Source organism: Ningiella algicola, from assembly GCF_028401415.2.
In the GTDB taxonomy this organism is placed as follows: Bacteria; Pseudomonadota; Gammaproteobacteria; order Enterobacterales; family Alteromonadaceae; genus Glaciecola.
Genome location: NZ_CP171821.2, coordinates 3,032,531 through 3,057,500, shown reverse-complemented (window position 1 = coordinate 3,057,500; position 24,970 = coordinate 3,032,531). Strand labels below are relative to the sequence as shown.

The following is a 24,970-nucleotide window of genomic DNA, read 5'->3' as shown; positions in this document are numbered from 1 at the left end:
TGCACTGGTAAACTCTTCATCAAAGAAAATAGTGTAGTTAACACCCACACCAACGTACGGTTGAAAAGTTGCGTCCGCGCCAGTTAAGTAATAGTTCACAGAGACCGTTGGCGGCAAATGGGTTACTTCACCTAGCTGAGTGCCACTCCCTAGAGGGTCTTCAACGCCAAAATTAACGTCATGCTTAAACGGCGTAGCTGCTAGTACTTCGACATTTATTCTATCAGTTAAGAAATAAGCGAAGTTCAACCCTAGTTGTGCATTGTTGTCTACCGTTAGGCCAAAGCCTAAGTCATCTGGACCAGCGATAACATTTGATGTTGAATCACCTGGTACAACGCTTGCCAGACCAGCGCGTACAACAATATCGCCTTTTTCATAGGCAAATGCTGAGCCGGTTGTGACTGCAAAGGTTGATAATACTGCTAGAGTGACTAATGATTTTTTCATGTGTTGTGCTCCTGATTAATTTGAAACCGATGATACTTACGCACAAAGACACAATATTGATCTAGATTAGTGTTTTTAAAACAGAGATTTAGCAACGGTTGTTCAATTGATCTATATCAACTTTTTTCGATGATTATTTGGAATCTTCCAATTTTAGCCAGTCTATAGGCCGCAAATAGTCGCTAAGCAATGACTCAACGCTGTGCATCTCGGGAGCATAATTGTATTCCCATCTAACCAGAGGTGGCATCGACATCAATATTGACTCGGTTCTTCCGCCACTTTGCAAACCAAACAATGTTCCACGGTCGTATACTAAGTTAAATTCAACGTAGCGACCTCGTCGATAAAGCTGAAACTCCCGCTCGCGCTGCCCATATGTTTTGGATTTTCGTTTTTCCATAATCGGCACATAAGCCTTCAGATATGCGTCACCAACAGCCTGCATGAAGGAAAAGGACTTAACAAATCCCCATTCGTTTAAATCGTCGAAAAACAATCCGCCTATGCCCCTGGTTTCGTTGCGATGTTTGAGAAAGAAATATTCATCACACCATTTCTTATAGCGTGGGTACACCTCAGTACCAAATGGCGCACATGCGTCATATGCCACTTGATGCCAATGGCGCGCATCATCTTCAAACACATAAGATGGTGTCAAATCGAAGCCACCGCCAAACCACCATATCGCTGGCTCGCCTTCCTTTTCAGCGATGAAAAATCGCACATTTGCATGTGAAGTCGGAATATATGGAGAGTGAGGGTGGATCACTAAGGAAACACCCATAGCCTGAAACTTTCGCCCCGCCAGCTCAGGTCTCGCCGCCGTAGCGGAAGGTGGCATTTGCTCACCAAATACATGAGAAAAATTGACTCCGCCTTGTTCAACTATTGCACCATGCTTTAAAATACGTGAACGCCCTCCACCACCTTCTTCACGATCCCATTTGTCTTCTAAAAACTTGGCTTTCCCATCCTGCTTACTCAAGGTGTCGCAAATATTATCTTGAAGCGAAAGAAGATAAGCTTTAACTAGCTCAACTTGTTGATAAGTCACATGGTCTTGATTCATGAGCGAAGGACTTCCAGCGTTTGACTATTGATGATTTTGCTCGGAGCGCTTTGGGTTCCAAGTTCACCGTCGATTAACACTACCTCATCGTTAAAATATGCCAATACCGCTTGGGCCGACCGAGCGGGAGCATCGCTAGCGGGGTTAGCACTGGTAGATACCAAAGGGCTATTCACAGCCCAACACATTTGTTGGACTAAACTATGGTCTGTTACTCTTACCGCCACCATATCCGAATCTCCACTGATGAAATCTGGTGTATACGCAGATTTTGGCAGTAACCAAGTCACCGGGCCCGGCCAAGTATCTGCAACTTTCGCTTTTGCTTCTTGACTAAGCTCGTCAAAGCGCACAAAGGGTAAAACTTGCTCGATACTTTGCGCGATCAGAATCATGCCTTTTTCTACAGGCCTTTGTTTTAATCGCAATATTTCATATACTGCGCTTTGATTAAGAGGGTCGCATCCAAGCCCGTAAACCGCCTCGGTCGGATATGCGAATACTTTACCCTCGCTGTAATCTTGCCTAAATTGATTTACTTCAAATTGCATATACTTCTCGATAAGCTGTTTCCAGGAAAAACTGAGGTCTTTGCATCAATTGTTAGCGCTATCTATTGGTCTGCGTCTTGAATATGACCGCAGCCTGAATCAGCGCAAACCATTACACCAGACGCTTTTCCTTTTTGTAGCATCACTTTGTAACCACACTGCTCGCATTGTTGTTGAAAAGGCAGAGAGTTAGCTACAAATTTGCATTTTGGGTATCTGTCGCATGCATAAAAGAACTTACCAAATCTATTTTGCCTTTTTTCCAGTTTGCCTTTACTACATGATGGGCAGTCAACCGGGACGTATTCTGCCGTTTTTTTTACTTCATGGGTATTCGAAATAAAATGACAACTTGGAAAGTTTGTACAAGCGATGAACATACCGTAACGGCCTTTTTTAACCGCTAAGATTGAGTTGCATTCAGGGCACTCGCTGTCGGGCATTTCTTTGACAACGGAAACGTCGTTGTGCGTCAGAGCTTTTGTATAATGACAAGCGGGATAGCTTGAACAAGCCAGAAAGCTTGACTTTCCGACGTGCTTGAGAAGCAATGGGCTATCGCATTCGGGGCATACGCCATGGATGGCTTGTTGTTGGTTCGTCACCGCTTATGGTGTAAATTAATGTAACAAGCCATCAGGAGTATCGAATAGGAGCTCTTCCATTTGCTCATAAGCCAATTCTTTGCCTGGCACATTGAACAAGACCATTAGCACTACCCACTTCAAATCAACAAGACAAAACTCTTTGGTATCGAGCTCCATGACTCTGTCGATAACCATTTCCCGAGTAGCGGTTTCGAGTACGTTTATCTGCTCAAGGAAAAGAAGAAAACCTTGCGACTGCGAGTCTAAACGCTGTTGTTCTTCGAATGTATATACACGAATAGTACTTGGACTATTCGTAAACTGTAGATAAGGATTGTCGTCGGTTGACTGAAGCTCGCATAACTTCTCAAGCCATGCCAAAGCTTTATAAATTTCATCATGATGAAAACCTGCCCGAATTAGCTCATCTGTTAATTCGTCTTGGTCTACCATCATATCCGACTCATTGTGTACCAAATTTTCAAACAGGTACATGAGGATATCGAACATAATTAGCCCCTCAATTTAACGTAGCCCTCTGGTGTGGGGGCCACTATGCCACGCAACTCATATTGTATTAATTGTGTCAGCACGTCAGAAACTGGCATGCCGCTGCGTTCAGCTATCAGGTCGACTGATGTAGCGCTATAACCAACACTATCTAACAATGGATCAGATGCCAAGCTTTGATTGACATTTTTTTGGCTAATTGTGGATTCTTTATTCTGTTTTTCTAAGTGTGGCAGCTCTTCAAGAATATCTTTCACGCTTTCACTCAGTTTTGCACCCGATTTTATTAGGTGATGAGAGCCGCGAGAATTTGGGTTGTAAATAGCGCCTGGCACGGCGAATACTTCTTTGTTTTGTTCCAAAGCATATTTTGCAGTGACCAATGTGCCACTTTTTATCTGCGCTTCTATAACAATCACTCCCGCAGACAAACCACTGATAATACGGTTACGCCTCGGAAACAGGCTGGCGTGAGGCGCAGTCCCGGGGACAAACTCGCTCACGACAAGTCCTTCTTCGCATATTTGTTGATATAGAGCGCGATGCCGTTTTGGATAAACCACGTCGATACCACACCCTAAGACCGCAATAGTTTTCACGCCATAATGCAAAGCAGCGCGATGAGATAGGGCATCAACGCCTAAGGCCATGCCGCTGGTAAGACCAACATCCATGTTAATACTGATGTCCTGAACAAAATCATCAATGACTTCTTTAGCATATTGACTCGGTGAACGCGTACCCACCATAGCGATGTGCGATTGAGCCAAAATTGAGACATCTCCAGTCGCAAACAGCAGTAAAGGTGGCCTCGCAAGGTGTAATAAACTTGTCGGAAAGTGCTCATCTTCAGGTGTTAAAATGCAGTTCGATGAATGCTTTTGTAACCAGTCAAAGGTCCGACGTCGCATTGCGTCGAAGCCTTGATTTTTGCCTTTTAAACTCGCGATTTGAGCTGGTTTTAAACCATGTCGAACCAGCGTTGCTTCGTCTATTGTTGGGAGCTCTGCCAAATGACAGCCGAATTTAGACGCTAGTTTTCTAAGACTAACAATGCCCAAATTGGGCACGCTATCTAACTTAAGATATGTTTCAACTAAGTGTTGTCGACGTGAAGCGTCTGATAATTCTCTACGATATTGTCTGACCGAATCCTTGGTCATCGTTATTCCTTATGTTATGGCATCATATTAATTTTGAGGAGGTCTAGGGCTTGCGATTATCTCACCGCCAGTCAAATGAGTGGTGGCTTTAGTAACCCATGCATAACTTGCATGCTCAAATTCTCTGATCACAACCAGCTCTCCAACTTTGTAAGCAGGCTGTTCAATCACTTCAGGTAAGGTGAAAATATCGGCGATGCTTCCGCGAGACATAGAATAACTAGGTTCTTCTTTGAACTTCACATCTTTGCCTTGCTTGTATATACCGAAGACCATGCCTGGTTTCACTTTTCGACCGCCGATGTTTATGATGACAACGTCATGCTTTGAGATAATATTATAGCCATTGATGTTTGAAACTAATTCACCCTTCTGGCGCGTGGCAGGCTGCAATCTTAGGTCATTAGCATTGAAATCCATTGAAGGTCTTAGCCGGTCACCTTGTTTCGCTTCGCGCAGGTTCTTCGAAACTTTGACTACATGTCGGTCGGTATCAATTTTGTTGCTTAAATCAGCCTCGCTCAGTTGAATAACTTGTATGCCCAGCAATGCGCCGAGACTGTCGTATATCTCGCGTTCTTTGCGAACAATCTCATAGCGAGTTGCGCTCGAGATCTCAAAGCTTTCTTTTGCTTTTGCCAACACATAATCGTCATTAACGAATCGCGCTGACCCCTCTCTATCACCCAGAATAGAAGGAAGGGCGTGGAAGTCCTCAGCAGACATGATACTGTCGTTGTTAACGTACAGCTTAATTTTGTCCCACGGCAATATATCAATTGCGCCCGGCTTGGAAACCCGCTTTATATCGGGTGAGAGAGTGACAAGGGGTTTGTCGCTTACTAATTCAAGCACTGGCACGCCATTTTCCCAGCGCAGGCGAAGCATATCCCCCGGATAAATTAAGTGCGGATTTTCAATTTGCGTATTGTTCCGCCATAACTCGGGCCAGCGCCAAGGCTGATCTAAAAATAAGCTAGAGATGTCCCATAGCGTATCGCCTTTTTCGACGGTATAAGTTTGTGGCGCGTCATCTCGAATATTCACCACCTCTGCGCGCGCGAACGTAAGGGTAAAGCATGCACATAGCAAAACTGCAAATAAGCGCTGCAAAAGGCTGTAAAAACGCATCATATCATTCCTGTACGAATATCAGTTTATTAATAAAACGACTGCTGTATAATTCGTTATCGGTTTGAAAAGCTATTAATTGAACTTAAATTGATAGTTTTTCTAATATTGTTTGTGTTGTCTCGGCAGTTTTTAATCTGCTTTTATTGAGCATAAATCAAAAATAGACGTGATTGATTGCCGATTCTGGCGCATAAGTATCAATTAGTATACTGACCAAAAGGGTGTTTTTAATGGCGATTCTTGAAGTTTTGACTTTTCCTGACGAACGCTTGCGAACCGTCGCCAAAGAAGTTGAAAAGGTTGACGCAAAAATCAAAACCTTAGTTGAGGATATGTTCGAAACTATGCGTGACGAGCGAGGCATTGGTTTAGCGGCAACCCAAGTCGATGTGCACAAGCGTGTTGTCGTAATGGACGTTTCGGAAGATCAAGACGAACCAAGAGTATTTATTAACCCTAAAATTACCGAGAAGCACGGCACTACCGTTAGTGAAGAAGGGTGTCTATCGGTACCAAACAACTATGCAAAAGTGGATCGCGCTGAAAACATCGTTGTTGAGGCCCTAGATGCTGACGGAAAACCCTTTACACTCGAAGCAAGCGGTTTACTCGCGATTTGTATTCAACATGAGCTAGACCATCTTCAAGGAAAGCTATTCGTTGATTACCTGTCTCCTCTTAAGCGGCAAAGAATCAAGAAGAAATTGGAAAAAGAAGCGAGACTAGCAGCCAGAGCAGGCTAGTATACAAGTACACACGCATAAAACATCTGGGCAGTCCTTTGCTGGAGAACAAGTGAAACTCATTTTTGCAGGCACACCCGATTTCGCCGCAGCTCATCTAAAGGCTTTGCTGGCATCCGATCATGAAATACTCGCAGTTTACACTCAACCCGATCGCCCCTCGGGAAGAGGTAAAAAGCTGCACGCTAGCGCAGTAAAAACCCTTGCTCTTTCACATCAAATACCCGTTGAGCAACCAGAAAACTTCAAGTCCGAGCAGAGTGTCGACACGCTCAAAAACTATCACGCTGACTTGATGGTCGTCGTCGCTTATGGCTTGCTATTGCCTAAAGGCGTGCTAGACGCACCGACAAAAGGTTGTATTAATGTTCACGGTTCGTTGCTGCCTCGCTGGCGCGGTGCAGCGCCAATTCAGCGAGCTATTTGGGCGGGCGATAGCCACAGTGGCGTTGCCATCATGCAGATGGATGAAGGTCTTGATACAGGGCCGGTGCTGCTAGAAAAAACGATTCCTATTGAAAAAACCGACACCAGTGCAAGTCTCTATACAAAACTCGCAGAGCTTGGGCCAGTAGCCTTGCTGGCAGCGCTAGCATCATACGAGCAGCTCGAAGCAACTACTCAGAGCGAAGTGGATGTGACCTATGCAAAAAAATTATCGAAAGATGAAGCTAAATGCGATTGGAGTCTTCCTTGCGCTCAGTTAGAACGTAATGTCAGATCCTTCAACCCATGGCCATATTCTTGGTTTATGCATAACAACGACGCGATAAAAATACATACAGCGGAAACCGTGGAGCAAAAGCATTCAAGCTCAAGTTTTCAAAACGGGCAGGTTATTGCGTATTCAAAAGAGGGCTTAGATATTCAATGCAAAGACGGCATCTTGCGGGTAAAACAGCTCCAACTTCCTGGCAAAAAGAAGCAAAACGTCGCCGAACTGATTAATGGCAAGCCAAATTTATTCACTTCAGGTCAGCAACTTAGTTAAGGTATGCAAGCATTGGATATCAAAACTTATCAAGGCCTTTACTTATGCAAATAGCGCATCCGATTAATCTTCGCGCAGATGCAGCATGGGCAATTTACCAGATACTAGAGCTTGGGCGCTCATCACGAGACATTATGCCCTTAGTGTTTGCTCGGCATGAAAAAGCAAATGATCGCGCTTGGTTGCAAGAAGCAGTATTGGGTGTTTTGCGCCGAGTGCCCACCTTACAAGTTTGGCTTCGGCAATTGCTTGATAAGCCGCTTAAGAAAAAGCAGAAAATTGTAGAGCATTTGATCATGCTTGGTTTCTTTCAGCAAGCTTTTATGCGCACATCCGAACATGCTGCTGTTTCAGAAACAGTGAACGCATGCAAAGTACTTAAGTTTCCAATGCTTTCTGGATTGGTGAACGCAGTCATGCGTAATTTCGAGCGACAAGGCTTACAAGATATTGAGATTACACAAACGCACGCCAAGCTTAACTTGCCTAAATGGCTATTTAGCAAACTCAAGCAAGCTTACCCCAATAGTTATGAAAATATTGCGGCCGCCATGCTTGAAAAACCGCCGCTGTGGTTGAGAGTCAATACAAAGCGATGCTCGCTATCACATTACAGTGAACTTCTCAGTGACATCGGTGTTCAGCACCAACGCGTTCAATCCTCTACCGGGCTGAGCGATGAGCTTAAGCTTACCGCCATCCTTCTTGAAAAAAACACGGATGTTACTGCGCTTCCCCTCTTTGAGAACGGGGGGTTCTCAGTCCAGGATTTAGCCCCGCAACATGCTGCAGGGCTTTTAAACCCGCAAGCAAAAGAGGAAATTCTTGACGCGTGCGCCGCTCCGGGAGGCAAAACTGCAGCCATATTTGAGCTGTGTAGCGATATTAAGGCGCTATACGCCATAGATAGTGAAGCAAAGCGCCATGAACGCACCTATGAAAATTTGAAACGCCTTGGGCATCTGGAGCAATCCGGCAAAGTGCATATCGTACATGCCGATGCGGCTAGTGTAAGTACCTACCATTCGCTTCCGGCCTTCGATAGAATACTGCTAGATGCACCTTGTTCAGCCACCGGCGTCATTCGGAGGCATCCCGATATCAAATGGCATAGACGAGCGGCGGACTTACCTATTCTGTGCGAACTGCAGCATCAGATTATGAAGCAATGTTGGCTGGCGCTTAAGCCTGGAGGAACCTTGCTTTATGCCACCTGTTCAATATTGCCCGAGGAAAACACCGAACAAGTACGCCGTTTTTTAGCCGAACATCCCGATGCGCGTCTTTCACCCATTGTGAAAACTGAAAGTGACGAGCAGCCCGGTTGGCAAATATTGCCCGGCGAGCAAAACATGGATGGTTTCTTTTTCGCTAGACTGATAAAGTCTGCATAAGAGGCAAGAAATACTATGAAAATCATCATCATCGGTGCAGGTCAAGTTGGCGGAACGCTTGCCGAAAACCTGGTCGGCGAAAAAAATGAAATCACGATTATTGATTCCAATATTGGCATCTTAGAAGACCTGCAAGATAGACTGGATTTGCAGGTAATTTGCGGTATAGGCTCCCACCCAGACGTTTTAAAAAAAGCCGGCGCAGAAGACGCAGACATGCTAATAGCCGTCACCAGTAGTGATGAAAGCAACATGATGGCTTGCCAAGTGGCTTACAGCTTATTTAAAACGCCAACTAAAATCGCGCGCGTTCGCTCTGAACAATACATCATTTATCAGGAGCAGCTTTATAAACATCAAGATATTCCTGTTGATCATCTAATTGCTCCCGAACAATTGGTCACCACCGCTATTAAGCGTTTAATTGATTACCCGGGCGCGCTGCAAGTTGTGGAATTTGCTGACGGTAAAGCCAGTTTAGTCGCGGTCAAAGCTTATTATGGCGGATTGTTAGTGGGCCATGCGCTATCAGCGCTCAAAGAACATATGCCAAATGTGGAGACTCGGGTAGCTGCAATATATCGGCGTGGGCGTCCCATTCGCCCCCTGGGCACAACCGTAATAGAAGCCGATGATGAAGTTTTTTTTATCGCGGATACCAAACATATACGCGCCGTTATGAGCGAACTGCAAAAGCTTGAATCAAGTTACAAGCACATCATGATCGCAGGCGGCGGGCTAATCGGCGCAGGTCTAGCAAAGCGCTTAGAACATAAACACAACGTTAAACTGATTGAGTATAACGAGAGACGTGCGCATTACTTGTCCACGATTTTAGATAAAACCATAGTGTTTCAGGGGGATGCTTCTGATGCGTCTCTTTTAAGCGAAGAAAATGTAGAGCAAGTCGACGCCTTTATTGCGGTCACTAACGACGATGAAGCAAATATTATGTCGGCAATGCTGGCCAAACGCATGGGTGCGCAAAAAGCAATGGTCTTGATTCAGCGCAGCGCCTACGTAGATTTAGTTCAAGGCGGTGACATCGATATCGCATTTTCGCCTCAGCAAGCCACTATCTCAGCTCTGCTGACGCACGTTCGACGTGGCGATATTGTAAATGTGCACTCCTTGCGACGCGGTGCAGCTGAAGCAATAGAGGCAATTGCTCATGGCGACGAAAGCACATCAAAAGTAGTGGGCAAACAAATTCAAGACATCAAACTGCCGCCAGGCACTACGATTGGCGCGATTGTGCGCAAAGATGAAGTGATCATTGCTCACAGCGATACGGTAATCCAAGCAAATGATCACGTGGTGTTATTTTTGGTAGATAAGAAATTCATTTGGGATGTAGAAAAACTCTTCCAGCCTTCAGCGCTATTTTTCGGCTAATTTAAGTCAACTCGGGATAAGTAAGCACTAACTTCGCCAAAAGGTGGGCGAAAACAATACCAACAAAGAAAATACCTCTAATCGTCCAAATAGCATTGCAAGTACTAGCATCCATTTACCACTGTCGGACACCTCAGCATAGGTACCTGACACAGTACCCAAACCCGGACCTAGATTATTTAGGGTTGCTGCGGTTGCCGAAAACGCCGTGATATTATCAAGCCCAGTGCCGATTAAACCAATCATAATAACCACAAATACAATCGCGTACGCGGCAAAAAATCCCCAAACCGCCTCAACAATCCGAGAGGGCATAGCTCGCTCGCCCAGTTTTACTGCGTAAACTGCTTTTGGATGGATAAGTCTATCCACCTCTCTCTTACCCTGTAAAAATAACAAGAGCACACGTATAACTTTTAACCCACCGCCTGTTGAACCTGCACATCCACCAATAAAACTTGAGAAAATTAGCAGAATCGGTAAAAACGCAGGCCAACTAGCAAAGTCAGTAGTTGCGAAACCGGCAGTTGTACTAATGGATACCGCCTGAATTAACGCTTGGTCAAGCGCAATTTCAGCACTGCTGTACACCGAATAATGCACCAGTACTAGAAAGCATACTGTAATGAGTACAAACTGAAGCGTGAAAAAGGTTCGACACTCTGGATCATGAAAATAATTCTTTATGTTACGACCGCTGACTGCTGCATAGTGCAGGGAAAAATTAAGTGCCGCTATCCATAAGAAGATGACGCACACAATATTCACCGCAGCGCTGTCAAAATAACCGAGACTTGCGTCATAGGTTGAAAATCCGCCGATGGCAATTGTTGAAAATGCGTGGCACACGGCATCGAAAAGGCTCATGCCCGCAATCCAATATGCCAAAGAGCACGCAGTTGTGAGTGTGAGGTAAATGTACCAAAGATGTTTTGCGGTATCGGCGATACGCGGCGTCATTTTTGAGTCTTTAACCGGTCCGGGTGTTTCAGCTCGGTATAGCTGCATTCCCCCTACACCAAGAATGGGCAGCACAGCAACCGCGAGAACAATAATCCCCATACCGCCAAGCCATTGAAGCTGTTGCCGATAGAACTGTACGGCTTTTGGTAAAAACTCAATCCCTTCAATCACCGTTGCGCCTGTCGTCGTTAAACCAGAAAACGACTCAAAAATTGCATCGGTAATGGTCATTTGAGGTTGGTCGAGCAAAGCAAAAGGCAAGGCACCAAAGGTAGCAAGCACTGTCCAGAACAAGACCACAATCAAAAAGCCCTCTTTTGCTCTAAGGTCACTTTTGTTTCTTCGGTTGGGATACCAAAAGATTAAGCCGGTGATTAAAGATAGAATGAAGGCAATAACGAAGGCCAGACCGCCGCCATCTTGGTAAATGAGCGAAATAAGCGCCGGCGGGAGCATAGTTACACTGAAAAGAGCAACTAACAGCCCTAGAATTCGAATAATTGCGCGATATTGCAAACTAGCTTTACCTTTTCATTTCGGACTTTGCAGCGGCCATTTTGATACTGCGTGCGTTAGCTGATACATCTATTTTTACAAGCCAAGGCCTGCTAACTCTGCGGCGATGAAGGAAGCAAAAGCACTCCGATAATTTGCCACATATTTGTATTGTGTGCCTTTCATTTAAAAAACTCAAACACAATGCCAAATATTTCTCAGCAACGCTAAGTGATTGAAGCATCGTGATAAAAAAATTAATCAAAATTATCACTTGGCAAGTCAAAAATTTCTGCTAGATTTGTGCGTGTTGTCGCAGTTTTCATGTTAACTATTCTTGGTTGCTTCACACATGCAAACGGCACATAGATGGACTCATATAAAAATTAAAAAAGTTAAGGATTGCGGTTTTATCTTCGCGTTTTGCCAAAACTTTCAAATAAATACTTAATCTTTGGATAAGATTAGGTAGCTTTTTGCTGAATAAAATTTAGTTTTCAACATAGTTACCCACAAGGTGATTTGTTTTCATATTTAATTTTATTTATAAAAATCAATGGTTAAGGCCTCACTCACATACAGAGACGAATAGTTATGCACAGTTCTAGCACTGCCCCCCTTGTTTTAGTTGATGGCTCTTCATATCTGTTTAGAGCCTTTCACGGCCTTCCTCCATTGACCAACAGCAAGGGTCAAGACACTGGAGCGATTTATGGTGTAGTGAATATGCTGCGTTCTTTAGTAAAAGATTACAAACCCACGCACATGGCCGTGGTATTTGATGCTAAAGGCAAAACCTTTCGCGACGACATCTACGACCAATATAAGGCTAATCGTCCACCTATGCCCGAGGAGTTAAGAAGCCAAATTGCGCCGCTTCACGCTATCGTTGAAGCGATGGGTTTTCCTATAATTGTTGAACCTGGAGTTGAAGCAGACGACGTCATTGGTACCCTGGCAAAGCAAGCTACCGAACAAGGCGTAGAGTGCGTCATTAGCACCGGTGATAAAGACATGGCGCAGTTGGTAAGCGAGCACGTCACCTTAATCAATACCATGACACGCACAACAATGGATTTAAAGGGTGTTGTTGAGAAGTTTGGTGTACCAGCAGAGCTAATTATTGACTATTTAGCCCTAAAGGGTGACAAGGTAGACAACATTCCTGGCGTGCCCGGCGTTGGCGATAAAAGTGCGGTTGCAATGTTAAACGGTATTGGCGGCGTGCACGCTATTTTCGAGAATTTGGATGCAATTGCTACGCTTGATTTTCGTGGAGCGAAAACCATGGCAAAAAAAATGGAGGAGTACAAAAAGCAAGCCATACTCTCCTATGAACTTGCCACTATTGCCTGTGACGTAAAACTCGAATACCAACCGAATAATTTGCACATTGGCGAGATGGATCGCCCTACTTTAAAGAACATGTTCGCTGAACTGGAGTTCAAGCGCTGGTTAAGCGAAGTGAGCGATGCTGATATTACCGATAGCGCTGATGTTACTGATGTGTTCGAAAATGAGAAGGCCAAGATGGACGCGGGTGAATCCTCACCAAGCGAGTCTTCAGCTGTTTTCGATTTGGATGCATATACGACAATATTAGACGAAGAAAGCTTTCAGGCGCTTATTACTTCGCTTAAAGCCTGCGACTACTATGCAATCGATACTGAAACCACCAGCTTAGACTATATGCAGGCTGAATTGGTGGGGCTGAGTTTTTCTTATGCGCCTAATCAAGCGTGTTACATTCCCCTGGCCCACGACTACCCGGGTGCGCCTGCTCAACTCGATCGCGAGATGGTACTGAGTGAACTAAAACCCTTGCTTGAGCAAAACGATAATAAAAAGATTGGACAGCACATCAAATATGATATGAACGTGTTGGCGAATTACGATATTCAATTACGGGGCATAAAAAGCGACACGATGCTGGCTTCTTACGTTCTCAATAGCGTTGCAACAAAACACAATATGGATAGCTTAGCGCTGAAGTATTTAGGCCATAAATGTATTAGTTTCGAGGAGCTGGCAGGGAAAGGTGCAAAACAGCTTACGTTTAATCAGCTTGAACTTGATAACGCGGCGCGCTATGCAGCAGAAGATGCGGATGTTACCTTAAGATTATACGAAGTATTGTCTTCATTACTGTCAAAGCAAGCGGGGTTGCTGGAAGTCCTTAACGAAATCGAAATACCTCTGGCGTCCGTGCTGGCAAAAATGGAGCAAACGGGCGTGCTTATTGATTCACAAATGCTCGGCCAGCAAAGCCAAAACTTAGCCAAGCGCATTGTCGAGCTTGAAACGCACGTTCACGAGCTGGCGGGAGAACCTTTCAACTTAGGCTCTACCAAACAACTACAGCATATATTGTTTGAAAAAATGTCTTTGCCGATAGTGAAAAAAACGCCCAAAGGCGCACCATCCACCTCAGAAGAGGTACTTCAAGAACTTGCCAAAAATTATGAACTGCCAGCACTGATCATGCAATATCGTGGTTTATCAAAGTTAAAAAACACCTACACCGATAAACTTCCAAGCATGATTCATCACCGCAGTAACCGCGTACACACCTCTTATCATCAGGCCGTAACGGCAACGGGTCGTTTGTCGTCGAGCGACCCTAACTTACAAAATATTCCAATCCGAACGCCAGAGGGTCGCCAGGTTCGCCAGGCTTTTGTCCCGCAAAAGGGATTTAAAATGGTTGCGGCAGACTATTCGCAAATTGAACTTCGGATCATGGCCCATTTAAGCAAAGACAAAGGTTTGTTGGAAGCATTTAGCCATGGGAAAGATATCCATAGTGCAACGGCCTCTGAAGTGTTTGGGGTTGCGCTTGATAAAGTGAGCAGCAACGAACGACGCAGTGCAAAAGCCATCAATTTTGGGCTAATTTACGGCATGAGCGCGTTTGGTTTATCCAATCAACTTGATATTTCAAGGCAAGATGCCCAGCGCTACATGGACACCTATTTTGAAAGATACCCTGGTGTACTGACATACATGGAAAGCACGCGTGAAAACGCGAAACAAACTGGCTATGTATCAACGGTATTTGGCCGGCGATTGTATTTACCCGATATTAATGCCAGTAATGGCGCTAGACGCAAAGGCGCAGAGCGTGCAGCCATCAATGCACCTATGCAAGGCACCGCCGCTGACATTATAAAAAAAGCGATGATCGATGTCGCCGTTTGGATAGACACGATTGACAATGCCGATGATGAAATCATTATGACCATGCAAGTGCACGATGAGTTAGTCTTTGAGATCCGCGAAGATAAACTGAATAGTTACACGCAAAAAATTTGTGACATTATGCAAAACTGCGTGTCTTTAGACGTTCCTTTGCTTGTAGAAGCGGGCAAAGGTAATAACTGGGATGAGGCTCACTAGAGCGTGATTTTTTCGAAAGAACGGAAAACTGCAACTTTTGTTGAACTTAATCGTATAAGTCAGTTCTGACACTATGAATGTGTTGTTCTCCCTAGAACGAAGTTGAAGTGTGTAAAGCCTCGGTGTGTCGAGGCTTTTTTTTGCGTAATACTTGTCTAATAGTCAGACCAGAATAGCTCATTCGGCGTCTGCACTTTCGCGATTTACATTTAACCACTTCATCAAAACCGATTCCGCTTCAGACACGCCAACACCATTTAATGAAGAAAATGCATGCACGGTAATATCACCCATGAACGCAAGCGATGCCTCCCTCACCATCAAGACCTGTGCTTTTCGCTTACCCACTTTGAGTTTGTCGGCCTTCGTCAGCAAAATTAAGACGGGTAATTTAGCGTCAACTGCCCAATAGATTAAATCCTGATCAAGGTCTTTCAGTGGATGGCGAATATCCATTAACACCACCAAGCCCTTTAGACATTCTCGTTTTTGCAGATACTCTCCTAAGGACTTTTGCCATTTTTGCTTCATTGCAATAGGCACTTTTGCATAACCGTAGCCTGGTAAGTCGACTAGACGCCTTCCCTGGTCAAGCTCAAAGAGATTGATCAACTGCGTTCTTCCAGGGGTTTTACTGGTTCTGGCTAAACTTTTTTGACGAGTAATTTTGTTTAAGGCACTCGATTTACCCGCGTTGGAGCGTCCAGCAAAGGCTATTTCTATGCCGTCAAAAGGTTCTAGATGCGAGATATCGGGGGCACTGGTAAGAAAGCTTGCTTGACTAAAATATGACATGGTCACCTATCTGGCTAAATTTCTGGTTGTGAATGTACGTTTATTGCCGATTGGTGTACGAAATGATTTACCAATCATGTATTTAAATCCATAGTATTACTAGGTAAGAGTTTTCTTAACAGTGTATTAGTGTAAAATACGCGCGTATCATAACACGAAGTGTGTTAATTCGAATCTGTAGAGAGATTAAGTATGAAGAAATTATGTATGCTTTTAGGCCTTGTACTCGTAAGTGCAACTGCCCTTGCCATCGACGGTGATCCAGAGGCTGGAAAAGCGAAGTCTATTACCTGCGCAGCTTGTCACGGTACAGATGGAAATAGCGCCATACCGCTTAATCCCAAAATAGCAGGTCAACATGCAGGTTATTTGTTCAAGCAATTGAGCGAATTTAAACTTGCGTCGCAAACAGGCGGAGAAGAAGGTCGAAATAATGCAGTGATGAACGGCATGGCTGCGGTTTTATCTGAGCAAGATATGAAGGATTTAGCTGCCTACTTCGCCAGCCAAGAGTTGAAGGTTGGTGCAGCCCCTGAAGATGTTATAGCGGCGGGCGAAGCATTGTATCGTGGTGGTGATGCTGATCGCGGCATTACCGCATGTATTGCCTGCCACAGTGCGAATGGTTCAGGTATGAATTTGGCTGGCTTCCCTGTTGTCGGCGGCCAACATGCACAGTACACTCAGCAGCAACTTGAAATGTTTCGTTCAGGGGAAAGAAACAACGACATGAACGGGATGATGAGAGACATTGCGAAAAAATTAACAGACGAAGACATTCGCATTTTGTCTGCTTATTTAGAAGGTTTGTATTAAGCACTTTTTATTCTTCGAAAATTTAATACGAAAAAGTTATGTAAATAAGTTGTAAAATTTTAAAGAGTGAGTATCATTCGCTCATCTTAATGATTGAGCTTGATATAGCTAATCTAAGTGAGTATGATAACAACAATAAGAAAGCGTAAAGGACGACCGACAAAATCTGCGCGTTTTGTTAAAAATAAAAATAAGTAAAACGAGCAAAGAGACAAGCACATGAAGTGCTATACGGGAGAGGTGTCACAAGACACTGATTTAATATTAAGGTGATATCTTCGGGTATCACCTTTTTTCTTGCACGTCGTTCTTGCATACCATTTATATAGCGAAAGAGAAATACTCATGGCTCACTCAAAAAAGTCCCGCAAAGTAGGGAAAATCGGGGTATCTAAGTCTGATAAGCCGATGCGCAAACCTCGCGCCTTAGACGATCAGTCGCACAAATCGAAAAAAAAGAGCGGAAATAAGGCCGGAACGCGTCAGCAACTTAATGATAATGCGTCCAGCAGTCGTCAGAATAAAGATAAATCCGACCCAAGGCTTGGTAGCACAAAAGCGATTAATCTTAATAAGTATAAGCATTCTGAAAAGAAGCCAGTAAAAAGTGCGACAAAATACGTTTCACCCAAACAGGAGCTCGATGCACTTGAGAGCAGTCCCGAGCTTGAGATACTGTTAGAGAAGCAAGAAAACGGCAAGCTAGATGAACAGGAGTCAAAACGGCTGCACCTCATGATCGCCAGGCACAAAGAACTATGTGACATGCTTGGCATTGAGGCAGACGATGTGCGTGATGATTCTGATACAACCAAAAATGTGCAAAGCGACGACGATGTTGATCCCTTTGCGCAGCTAGATGCAATAAAGCTAGACGATTTTAAAGACTAACAGGCATTTTCTTGGATACTGAGTTTTCTTCAATACATTGGATACTGATTGTTGTAGCTGCGCTTATCATTACTGCTCTTGGCGCTTATGCTGGCAGACTGGTGTTTATGCTAAACGCGCAAAACCAACGACAGCTCAACGCTCGGCAAAAAAGACTCGATAGTATCAACCAGAGTGTACAAACCATCGCGTTTGCCATGCAGCAGCAACAGTGCGATCTTTCTGAGGGTGCGGTGCGAATCTGTAGCATGCTGGAAGCCGTTCCTCTTAGCCCATTGCCGGACTATCAAAAAGAGTTCCCAGCCCTTCACGAGCTGTTTGGAAAAGTAAAACACTACCCAACCCATGAAGCTCGCCAAGCGCTTTCAAAGAAGGAAAGACGCGCACAAGATAAAGAGCGCGAACAGTTTGAAAGTGAGCTCGAGTCTGCAATTTTGGTTGAAACCGAGAAGCTAAAGGTGTTTGAAGCGCAAATATAAGCCCTCCATTACCAACTTGTATCAAAGCAAGGTATACTACGCGCCAGTTTTAAAGGCTCATTAATATGGGTAGACAAGAAGCGCGCAAAACATGCAACAATACGATTTGAAAACCTTCCAAGGCTTGATACAGGCTCTGCAGGATTATTGGGCAAACCAAGGCTGCGTCATTATACAGCCCCTTGATATGGAAGTGGGTGCTGGCACCTTTCATCCCATGACTTTCTTGCGTTCACTCGGTCCAGAACCAATGAACAGTGCTTACGTACAACCTTGTCGCCGTCCTACTGACGGTCGATACGGCGAAAATCCCAATCGTCTTCAGCACTACTATCAATTTCAAGTCATGCTCAAGCCTTCCCCTGATAATATTCAAGAGTTGTATTTAGGCTCGCTAAAGGCGCTGGGCTTTGACCCACTCATTCACGATGTGCGCTTTGTTGAAGATAACTGGGAATCCCCTACCCTTGGCGCTTGGGGCCTGGGATGGGAAGTCTGGCTTAACGGTATGGAAGTCACGCAGTTTACGTATTTTCAACAAGTCGGCGGGCTGGAGTGCAAACCCGTCACAGGTGAAATCACATATGGGCTTGAACGACTCGCAATGTATATGCAAGGCGTTGACAGTATATATGACTTAATCTGGACGATAGGCCCGTTTGGTACGGTAACTTACGGCGATGTATTTTTACAAAATGAAAAAGAACAATCGGCCTATAATTTTGAACACGCCAATGTCGCATTTTTATTTGAAAGCTTCGACCAATGCGAACAGGCTTGCGAAAAGTTGATTGAAGCTAAACTCCCTTTGCCTGCATACGAACAAGTAATGAAAGCCTCTCACGCTTTTAACATGCTCGATGCTCGACACGCAGTATCGGTGACTGAGCGCCAAGGCTATATACTTCGAGTACGCAGTTTATCCAAAGCGGTTGCTCAAATGTATTATGACTCTCGTGAAGCTTTAGGATTTCCGCTATGTCAGAGCCAAGTGCCTGATGATAATGTCGCTGTAGGAGCCAAGTAAGCGAATGACTCAAGACAGACTTAACACCCTTTTGATTGAACTTGGTACTGAAGAGCTACCTCCAAAGGCCTTGAAGAGCTTAAGCGATAGTTTCGGCAAAGGCATTCAAGAGAACCTTAGCAAACGCGGTTTTTCTTTTTCATCGGCGCATGTGTATGGCGCACCGCGTCGTTTAGCAGTAAGTTTACAATCATGTCAGCGCGTTCAAGATGATAAAGAAGTCGAAAAACGTGGACCCGCAGTAAGCGCCGCTTTTGACTCAGACGGAAACCCGACGAAAGCGGCTTCTGGTTGGGCAATGGCAAACGGCATTGAAGTTACCCAAGCAGGTCGGCTTAAAACTGACAAGGGCGAATGGCTGATGCACAAGGCAATAGTGAAAGGACAATCGCTTGAGGCTGTCATTGAAGATGTTATACACAGCACGCTTAAAGCGCTACCCATCCCAAAAGCAATGCGCTGGGGTGACTCTGATGCTGAATTTATAAGACCGGTTCATACACTCACCATAATGTATGGTGACGAAGTCATCCCTGCCCGCATACTTGATATTGATTCAAGCAATTCGCTTTCTGGTCATCGCTTCCACGGAGCCCATCGTTTTACCCTTGACCATGCCGATGATTATGAACAAGCCATGATGGAGCAGTTTGTCATTGCAGACTACGCTAAGCGCATGGACAAAATTGAGTCGCAGTTAAAAGACAGAGCCAGTGCGCTTGGACTAAAGCCCGATTTCAACGAACAGCTCCTTGAAGAAATATCTTCATTGGTCGAATGGCCGGTAGTGCTCAAGGCTAAATTTGAAGAAGGTTTCTTAGCAGTACCCAAAGAAGCCTTAATCTATACGATGAAAGACGATCAAAAATATGTTCCCCTATTGACTGACGATGGCGAGCTATCCTCTTCCTTTTTGTTTGTCTCTAATATCGAAAGCAAAGATCCAAGTCAGGTAATTTCTGGAAACGAAAAAGTGATCCGCCCACGACTATCTGACGCAGAGTTCTTTTTTGAAACGGATAAAAAGACCACGCTTGAAGCCAAAACTGCCAAGCTTAAAGAGATCTTGTTTCAAAAGTCACTCGGCAGTGTTGCCGATAGAAGTCAGCGCATCGCCAGTACAACGCAATCCATTGGTCTAGCGCTTGAGCTTGATGGCAGCACCTTAAAGCATGCACATAGAGCTGCGCTTTTAGCTAAAGCCGATTTAGCCTCTGAAATGGTGATGGAGTTCCCCAGTGTTCAAGGCGTGATGGGCAAACACTACGCCATCCATGACGGTGAAGCTATCGAAGTTGCGCAAGCAATTGAAGAGCAATATTTGCCGCGCTTTGCTAACGACCGTTTGCCAGAAACCAAAACCGGAATGCTGCTTTCACTTTGCGAAAAATTAGATACGCTTGTAGGTATATTTGGGGTATACATGTTGCCTAAGGGCGATAAGGATCCCTTTGCTCTTCGCCGCAGTGCCATAGGCATTTTGAGAATCATTCAATCTTTTAATTTGAATCTGAGCATAAAACAAGTGGTAGAGCTTGTTAGCAGTGAGTTTGGCGCCTTATTACAGAATAAAGATACTGTAACACAGGTGTGTGCTTTCTTAAGCGATCGCCTTAAACCTTTCTATCACGATCAGGGAATTAACACGGATGTGGTAAATGCAGTTATGGCTGCCAACCTGAGCATGCACGAAGTTTCCATCGCTGACATCCACCATCGTGTAACTGCAGTTTCAGAGTTTAGCAATAGCCCAAGTGCATCAAGTTTAATCGAAGCGAACAAACGCGTGGCAAATATATTGCGTAAGAACGATGTAGCCATTAATACCATGCAAGAGGTTGATGCTAAGCTATTTAATCAAGCAGAAGAAACTGCGTTATACGATAAACTCGCTGAAGTGCAACTCAATACAGCGCAAAAGGATTCTTATTCCACTGCAAGCAGCTTAGAATACCTAAGTGGCTTGAAACAGCCGTTGGACGACTTTTTTGATAAGGTGATGATTATGGCTGACGACGAACAGGTAAAGATGAATCGAATTCGTTTGATTGCCAATGTTCGCACGCTGTTTTTATCCATCGCCGATATTTCACTGTTAAATTCAGCGTCGTAAAACCTATGCTTGGAAGTACTAAAACAATTCGCCAATTATCGTTAGCCCTAAGCATTTCTGCCCTACTCAGTGCGTGTGCAGTTCCCACAGGCTCAGAGTTGTTTACATCTGAGCCGGAAAAAGACTACAGCGAAGTTTACCTTCGTGGCGTTTTCAATTGGTGGGAGGCCTCAGAGGCATTTAAGTTTGTTAAAATGAGTGACGAAAAGCTTTATGTCGATCTTGAACTTATCGCCGACGGCCAACCCTATGACTTCAAAGTGGCAGATGGCTCATGGTCACCCGCCTATAATTGTGGTTTAGCCGAAAAAACAGCTCCGATTGAGCTAGATGATGATGTAGAGCTATATTGTTTTAGTGACTCTTTGAATTTACAGTTTATACCGAATGAAACGGCAAGTTATCGATTTCAATTAGATGTGTCGAATGATCGCTACCCAGAGTTAACAATTTCTAAAAACTAGTTTTAAATCAATAAGTAACCTGAACCCTGTTTAAGAAACGGCGCTCAGTACCGCTAGAACTGTGAAACGACTAGATTTCGAGAGGTTCAACAATTCTGAGGTTATCTGTTTTGCTTAAAGTCTCAAAGCCGATGATTTAAGATTACCAAAATCTCAAATATGATGAACTGAGTTCAGCACAACACATATATCTCAGCTTTAGTGTCAACCAACCTGAAATCACTTGTAGTCTTTCTTTTTAGGCTAAACGGATTAGGTTTAAATGTCGACGCTTAGAGGTTTATCAAAGTCATCGATTTCAATGGCAAAGCGGCCTTCGAGTACATGTGGCAGCATCAACCACGTGAATTCATTACAAGAGGAACGCTAAATACATAAGCGCGCATAAACCAATGATTAAACATGAAACATAGATTGATTGCATCGTTTCACCCGTTGACTCTCTAGGGCTCGTGCGTTGATGAAATGCAGTCCTGATATATGCATTCCAATAGTCAAATATAAGCGCTTGTGTTTTAGTCCCAATTTGGTCAACAGCTTGATAAATTACGCCATAAAAAGGCAAACCTTCATTCGTTTGCTTGGCGCCAGGGTCAAAAGATATCAGTCTTTTACATCCAAAATATACAGCAAGGGATAAGGCAAACACGAGCAAACTCGTACCAGCTTCAATAATATTTGGCAATACATTACTGAAGGTTGGAATGCTGAATGGCAAGAACAACAGCACTAACGCTGCTCCTAAACAAACCACTGTTAACGCTATACCAGTGCGGTATGGTTCTGGCGACGAATTGGCGGCTTTGTAGCGCATCACTTTTAAAAAATGAAGCATGATCAGCCCCGTCAGAAAGGAGCTTATGGAAAGCGCATACTTGACCATAGGTTCATCAACAAAAATTATTTTTAAGTCGTTCTTGGCGTAAAAGCCACTTAACAAGGGTAAACCAATAAGCGATAAGGCAGGAATCAGTATCGCAATATATGAGGTCATGCGTAACAATGATCGTTGACGTAAATTTCCTATTAAACCTACTGATAAGAACAATGTGCATTTTGCAATAGCATGATGAAAGCAATAGAAAATAAGCGCCGTCAGCAATATCGGTTGGTGCTGCTCAAGCCAAAAATAGCTTCCCAGTATTGCTGAAATGACACCCACTTGACTAACCGTTGAATAAGCAAGAACCGCTTTCGGATTTTGTTGCGTTAATCCTTTTAGTACGCCGTACACTGCTCCTATCGTTCCACAAACGATTAAAACCGTTCCTCCCCAAGCGAATTCTTCTGTTCGCGGATAAAATTTAAGTAAACCAATAACACCTGCTTTGACCATAAATCCGCTCAAGAGCGCGCTGGCAGGAATGGCTGCGACAGGATGAGCAAGTGGCAACCATTGATGCAGCCCAAACAATCCAATTTTGATACCAAACCCAATAATTAAGCCAAGTACCAGTACCCACGACGTCGTATCTGATATCGTTCCACTACTATAGTTATACCAAAACAAGCTTGTGAAAGCGGCAAATAGCGCCAGCTCACCAGCTATTACATATTTGATGTATGTGCTGGCAGCAGCTTTGGCCTCATCACTCATTGACAGAATGATGAGCACATAAGATGCCAAACTCATGATCGTAAAGAATGTGATAAAGCCAAACATATCTTGGCTGAGCGTTAGTCCCATTGCGCCGCTCATGCAAAAGCCAAACATAATGAAAAACGTGCATATCTGTTTGCCAAGATGAAGATAAAATAAGGCGTATAAGCTTGCAAATAGCCATAACAAGCCCGCCATAATTAAAAATGGCCGACTGATATCATCTAACACTAAAACGCTGCGCATAAACAGAAAGTCAATGTGCAATTGAGCATCAGGCAGCAAGTAGGCAATACCACATGCACAAACGGAAATTACGGGAAAAGCAACTTTTCCTAATAGCTGTTTTTTGCTGACAACTAAAGCCAATACAACTACTAATGGCAGCATAACAGGCAATAATAGCCATAAACTATGGCTCTCAAAAACTGCAATGGGTAAATTCGGGAGATCAAACACAAACTGACGAGCGCCAGCAATATGCCGAGCCCACGCTAGGGGACTAAAGGCACTTGCTGCAATAAGGCCCGACAGCATCGCTAAAGATATACTGACAATAGGTGGAAGAAGCATCATCCACCCGGCATCGCCTTTATGTGCATATTCTGTTTCTTGGTAAGGCAGAAACCAAGCGCGATAAACAAGTGGTAAGAAGTAAATTGCATTTAGCAAGCTACTACCCAACAGCACTGCTTGTACCCACATTGTGTCGCTTTGTAATGCACCAGCACCCAAGTACCATTTGGAGACAAATCCAGCAAGCGGCGGCATCCCTATCATTCCGAAAATAGCTAAGGTAAATGCAGACATGGTAATAGGCATTTTCTTTGCTATACCGTTTAGCTTTTCGACGGTATAAATATGGTGAGTTTCCGCCAGATTACCTGCACAGAAAAACATGGTGATTTTCATCAATCCTTGATGAACTAAGTGGACGATTGCACCTAAAGCCGCAAAGGGCCCAGCTAGCGCCACACCTAAGGCAATATATGAGACTTGACTGACCGTAGAGTAAGCCAATCTTTTCTTAATATCTGACTGAGAAATTGCCCTAAGCGAACCGTAGATAATGGTAATGCTTGCTAGCACTAAAATTAAATCAAGCATGTTAAGTTTATCGGTTAAGTCTATGCCGTAAACATCATAAACAAGCCGTATTATGCCAAATGCACCTGCTTTAACTACTGCGACTGCATGTAATAAAGAGCTTACGGGGGCAGGCGCTGCCATAGCTCTGGGTAACCAGCCATGAAGCGGAAATAGCGCAGCTTTTACGCCAAGACCTGCCAGCATCAATAAGAATATAAGCGTGAGGCTTGTGCTGTCAGTTTCGGCTAAATACAAAAGGCGCGCAGCATCGTCAAAATCGACTGAGCCAACTAAACTTTTTAGCCAGACTACACCTACCAGCAAAAGCGCGCCGCCCACCATGGTATAACGCAGATACACTTTGCCAGAATGATGCGACGCTGCATTGCCCTTGTGCATGATAAGCGGATACGTTGCAAGGGTAAGCAATTCGTAGAAAATGAGAAAGGTAATGAGGTTACCGGCTAGCGCGATGCCTAAGGTGGCAAATACGCATAAGCTAAAGAACCCGAAAAATCGACTTCGTTGCCCTCCTTTTTTAAAGTAGCCGATGGCATAAATAGTCGTGAAAAACCACAGCACACCAGATAAGGTCACAAACATCAGCGATAACGGGTCGGCATTAAATACCAAGCTAATGTCTGGCAATAAGGGTATTCTGGCTTCGAATACCTGTCCATCGTATACGCCATTGATTAGCAGCAGAATAAGAAAGATATTGATAAAAGCGGTGCCCAAATTAAGACCGGTTCTTAACCGCTCTTGATGCTCAGCAATGAAAAACATGCTACACGCTGTCAGTAAAGGCACTAGCAGGATAATTAGAGGAAGCCATGTGCTTAATGTCATTGT

At 44.2% G+C, this 24,970-nt stretch carries 21 protein-coding genes (1 of these 21 only partly in view); 11 read left to right on the top strand and 10 right to left on the bottom strand.

Annotated features, from left to right (window positions below; all coding sequences use genetic code 11):
- The 7 genes from PN836_RS13325 to PN836_RS13295 form a co-directional block, all read right to left on the bottom strand.
- On the bottom strand, positions 1–450 hold the 5' portion of the coding sequence (locus tag PN836_RS13325; RefSeq protein WP_395339053.1) for an OmpW family outer membrane protein. It extends 231 nt beyond the left edge of the window; only the first 450 of its 681 coding nucleotides appear in the window; the start codon lies at positions 448–450; the stop codon falls past the left edge of the window.
- Positions 451–583: 133 nt separating this feature from the next.
- Complete coding sequence (gene hemF / locus PN836_RS13320) at positions 584–1,522, bottom strand: oxygen-dependent coproporphyrinogen oxidase (RefSeq protein ID WP_395339051.1); 939 nt, start codon at positions 1,520–1,522, stop codon at positions 584–586.
- Positions 1,519–2,073: a Sua5/YciO/YrdC/YwlC family protein gene (locus PN836_RS13315; protein ID WP_395339049.1), complete on the bottom strand. Its 555-nt coding sequence runs from the start codon at positions 2,071–2,073 to the stop codon at positions 1,519–1,521. The genes hemF and PN836_RS13315 overlap by 4 nt, the downstream gene beginning before the upstream one ends.
- A gap of 62 nt (positions 2,074–2,135) precedes the next feature.
- Positions 2,136–2,678: a type I DNA topoisomerase gene (locus tag PN836_RS13310; protein WP_395339048.1), complete on the bottom strand. Its 543-nt coding sequence runs from the start codon at positions 2,676–2,678 to the stop codon at positions 2,136–2,138.
- Positions 2,679–2,693: 15 nt separating this feature from the next.
- A complete protein-coding gene (locus PN836_RS13305) occupies positions 2,694–3,170 on the bottom strand; it encodes a DUF494 family protein (RefSeq protein ID WP_395339046.1) in 477 nt (158 codons plus the stop codon).
- Between the two features lie 2 nt (positions 3,171–3,172).
- A complete protein-coding gene (dprA, locus tag PN836_RS13300) occupies positions 3,173–4,333 on the bottom strand; it encodes a DNA-processing protein DprA (protein WP_395339044.1) in 1,161 nt (386 codons plus the stop codon).
- A 27-nt stretch (positions 4,334–4,360) separates the two neighbouring features.
- On the bottom strand, positions 4,361–5,467 hold the full coding sequence (locus tag PN836_RS13295) for a LysM peptidoglycan-binding domain-containing protein (RefSeq protein WP_395339042.1): 1,107 nt from the start codon (positions 5,465–5,467) through the stop codon (positions 4,361–4,363).
- Between the two features lie 230 nt (positions 5,468–5,697).
- Between PN836_RS13295 and def the strand changes: the two genes are divergently transcribed.
- From def to trkA, 4 genes are read left to right on the top strand one after another with little or no spacing between them, the layout of a single operon-like run.
- A complete protein-coding gene (def, locus tag PN836_RS13290; RefSeq protein WP_395339040.1) occupies positions 5,698–6,210 on the top strand; it encodes a peptide deformylase in 513 nt (170 codons plus the stop codon).
- 52 nt (positions 6,211–6,262) lie between these two features.
- Complete coding sequence (fmt, locus tag PN836_RS13285; protein ID WP_395339039.1) at positions 6,263–7,201, top strand: methionyl-tRNA formyltransferase; 939 nt, start codon at positions 6,263–6,265, stop codon at positions 7,199–7,201.
- A 44-nt stretch (positions 7,202–7,245) separates the two neighbouring features.
- Positions 7,246–8,595, top strand: a complete 1,350-nt coding sequence (gene rsmB / locus PN836_RS13280; protein WP_395339037.1) for a 16S rRNA (cytosine(967)-C(5))-methyltransferase RsmB — start codon at positions 7,246–7,248, stop codon at positions 8,593–8,595.
- Positions 8,596–8,610: 15 nt separating this feature from the next.
- Complete coding sequence (gene trkA / locus PN836_RS13275) at positions 8,611–9,990, top strand: Trk system potassium transporter TrkA (RefSeq protein ID WP_395339035.1); 1,380 nt, start codon at positions 8,611–8,613, stop codon at positions 9,988–9,990.
- 27 nt (positions 9,991–10,017) lie between these two features.
- On the opposite strand, the gene PN836_RS13270 is transcribed toward trkA, so the two are convergent.
- Complete coding sequence (locus tag PN836_RS13270) at positions 10,018–11,469, bottom strand: TrkH family potassium uptake protein (RefSeq protein WP_395339033.1); 1,452 nt, start codon at positions 11,467–11,469, stop codon at positions 10,018–10,020.
- Positions 11,470–12,042: 573 nt separating this feature from the next.
- Here PN836_RS13270 and polA point away from each other — a divergent pair.
- A complete protein-coding gene (gene polA / locus PN836_RS13265) occupies positions 12,043–14,844 on the top strand; it encodes a DNA polymerase I (RefSeq protein ID WP_395339031.1) in 2,802 nt (933 codons plus the stop codon).
- Between the two features lie 177 nt (positions 14,845–15,021).
- Here the strand turns inward: polA and yihA are convergent, their stop codons facing one another.
- On the bottom strand, positions 15,022–15,639 hold the full coding sequence (gene yihA, locus PN836_RS13260) for a ribosome biogenesis GTP-binding protein YihA/YsxC (protein WP_395339029.1): 618 nt from the start codon (positions 15,637–15,639) through the stop codon (positions 15,022–15,024).
- Between the two features lie 192 nt (positions 15,640–15,831).
- Here yihA and PN836_RS13255 point away from each other — a divergent pair, with 192 nt between their 5' ends.
- The 6 genes from PN836_RS13255 (at position 15,832) to PN836_RS13230 (ending at position 21,429) form a co-directional block, all read left to right on the top strand.
- Positions 15,832–16,455 carry a c-type cytochrome gene (locus PN836_RS13255; protein WP_395339027.1) on the top strand — a complete coding sequence of 208 codons (624 nt, stop codon included), beginning with the start codon at positions 15,832–15,834 and terminating at the stop codon, positions 16,453–16,455.
- A gap of 345 nt (positions 16,456–16,800) precedes the next feature.
- The gene (gene yihI, locus PN836_RS13250) at positions 16,801–17,346 is read left to right on the top strand and encodes a Der GTPase-activating protein YihI (protein ID WP_395339025.1); all 546 of its coding nucleotides are present in this window, start codon (positions 16,801–16,803) and stop codon (positions 17,344–17,346) included.
- Between the two features lie 11 nt (positions 17,347–17,357).
- Positions 17,358–17,825, top strand: a complete 468-nt coding sequence (locus PN836_RS13245) for a DUF2489 domain-containing protein (RefSeq protein ID WP_395339023.1) — start codon at positions 17,358–17,360, stop codon at positions 17,823–17,825.
- A gap of 91 nt (positions 17,826–17,916) precedes the next feature.
- A complete protein-coding gene (gene glyQ / locus PN836_RS13240) occupies positions 17,917–18,852 on the top strand; it encodes a glycine--tRNA ligase subunit alpha (RefSeq protein ID WP_395339022.1) in 936 nt (311 codons plus the stop codon).
- Positions 18,853–18,856: 4 nt separating this feature from the next.
- Positions 18,857–20,965 carry a glycine--tRNA ligase subunit beta gene (gene glyS, locus PN836_RS13235; RefSeq protein ID WP_395339020.1) on the top strand — a complete coding sequence of 703 codons (2,109 nt, stop codon included), beginning with the start codon at positions 18,857–18,859 and terminating at the stop codon, positions 20,963–20,965.
- 5 nt (positions 20,966–20,970) lie between these two features.
- Positions 20,971–21,429, top strand: a complete 459-nt coding sequence (locus tag PN836_RS13230) for a hypothetical protein (protein ID WP_395339018.1) — start codon at positions 20,971–20,973, stop codon at positions 21,427–21,429.
- A 352-nt stretch (positions 21,430–21,781) separates the two neighbouring features.
- Here PN836_RS13230 and PN836_RS13225 read toward each other — a convergent pair whose 3' ends face one another.
- On the bottom strand, positions 21,782–24,904 hold the full coding sequence (locus tag PN836_RS13225) for a complex I subunit 5 family protein (RefSeq protein WP_395339016.1): 3,123 nt from the start codon (positions 24,902–24,904) through the stop codon (positions 21,782–21,784).
- Positions 24,905–24,970 lie beyond the last annotated feature (66 nt).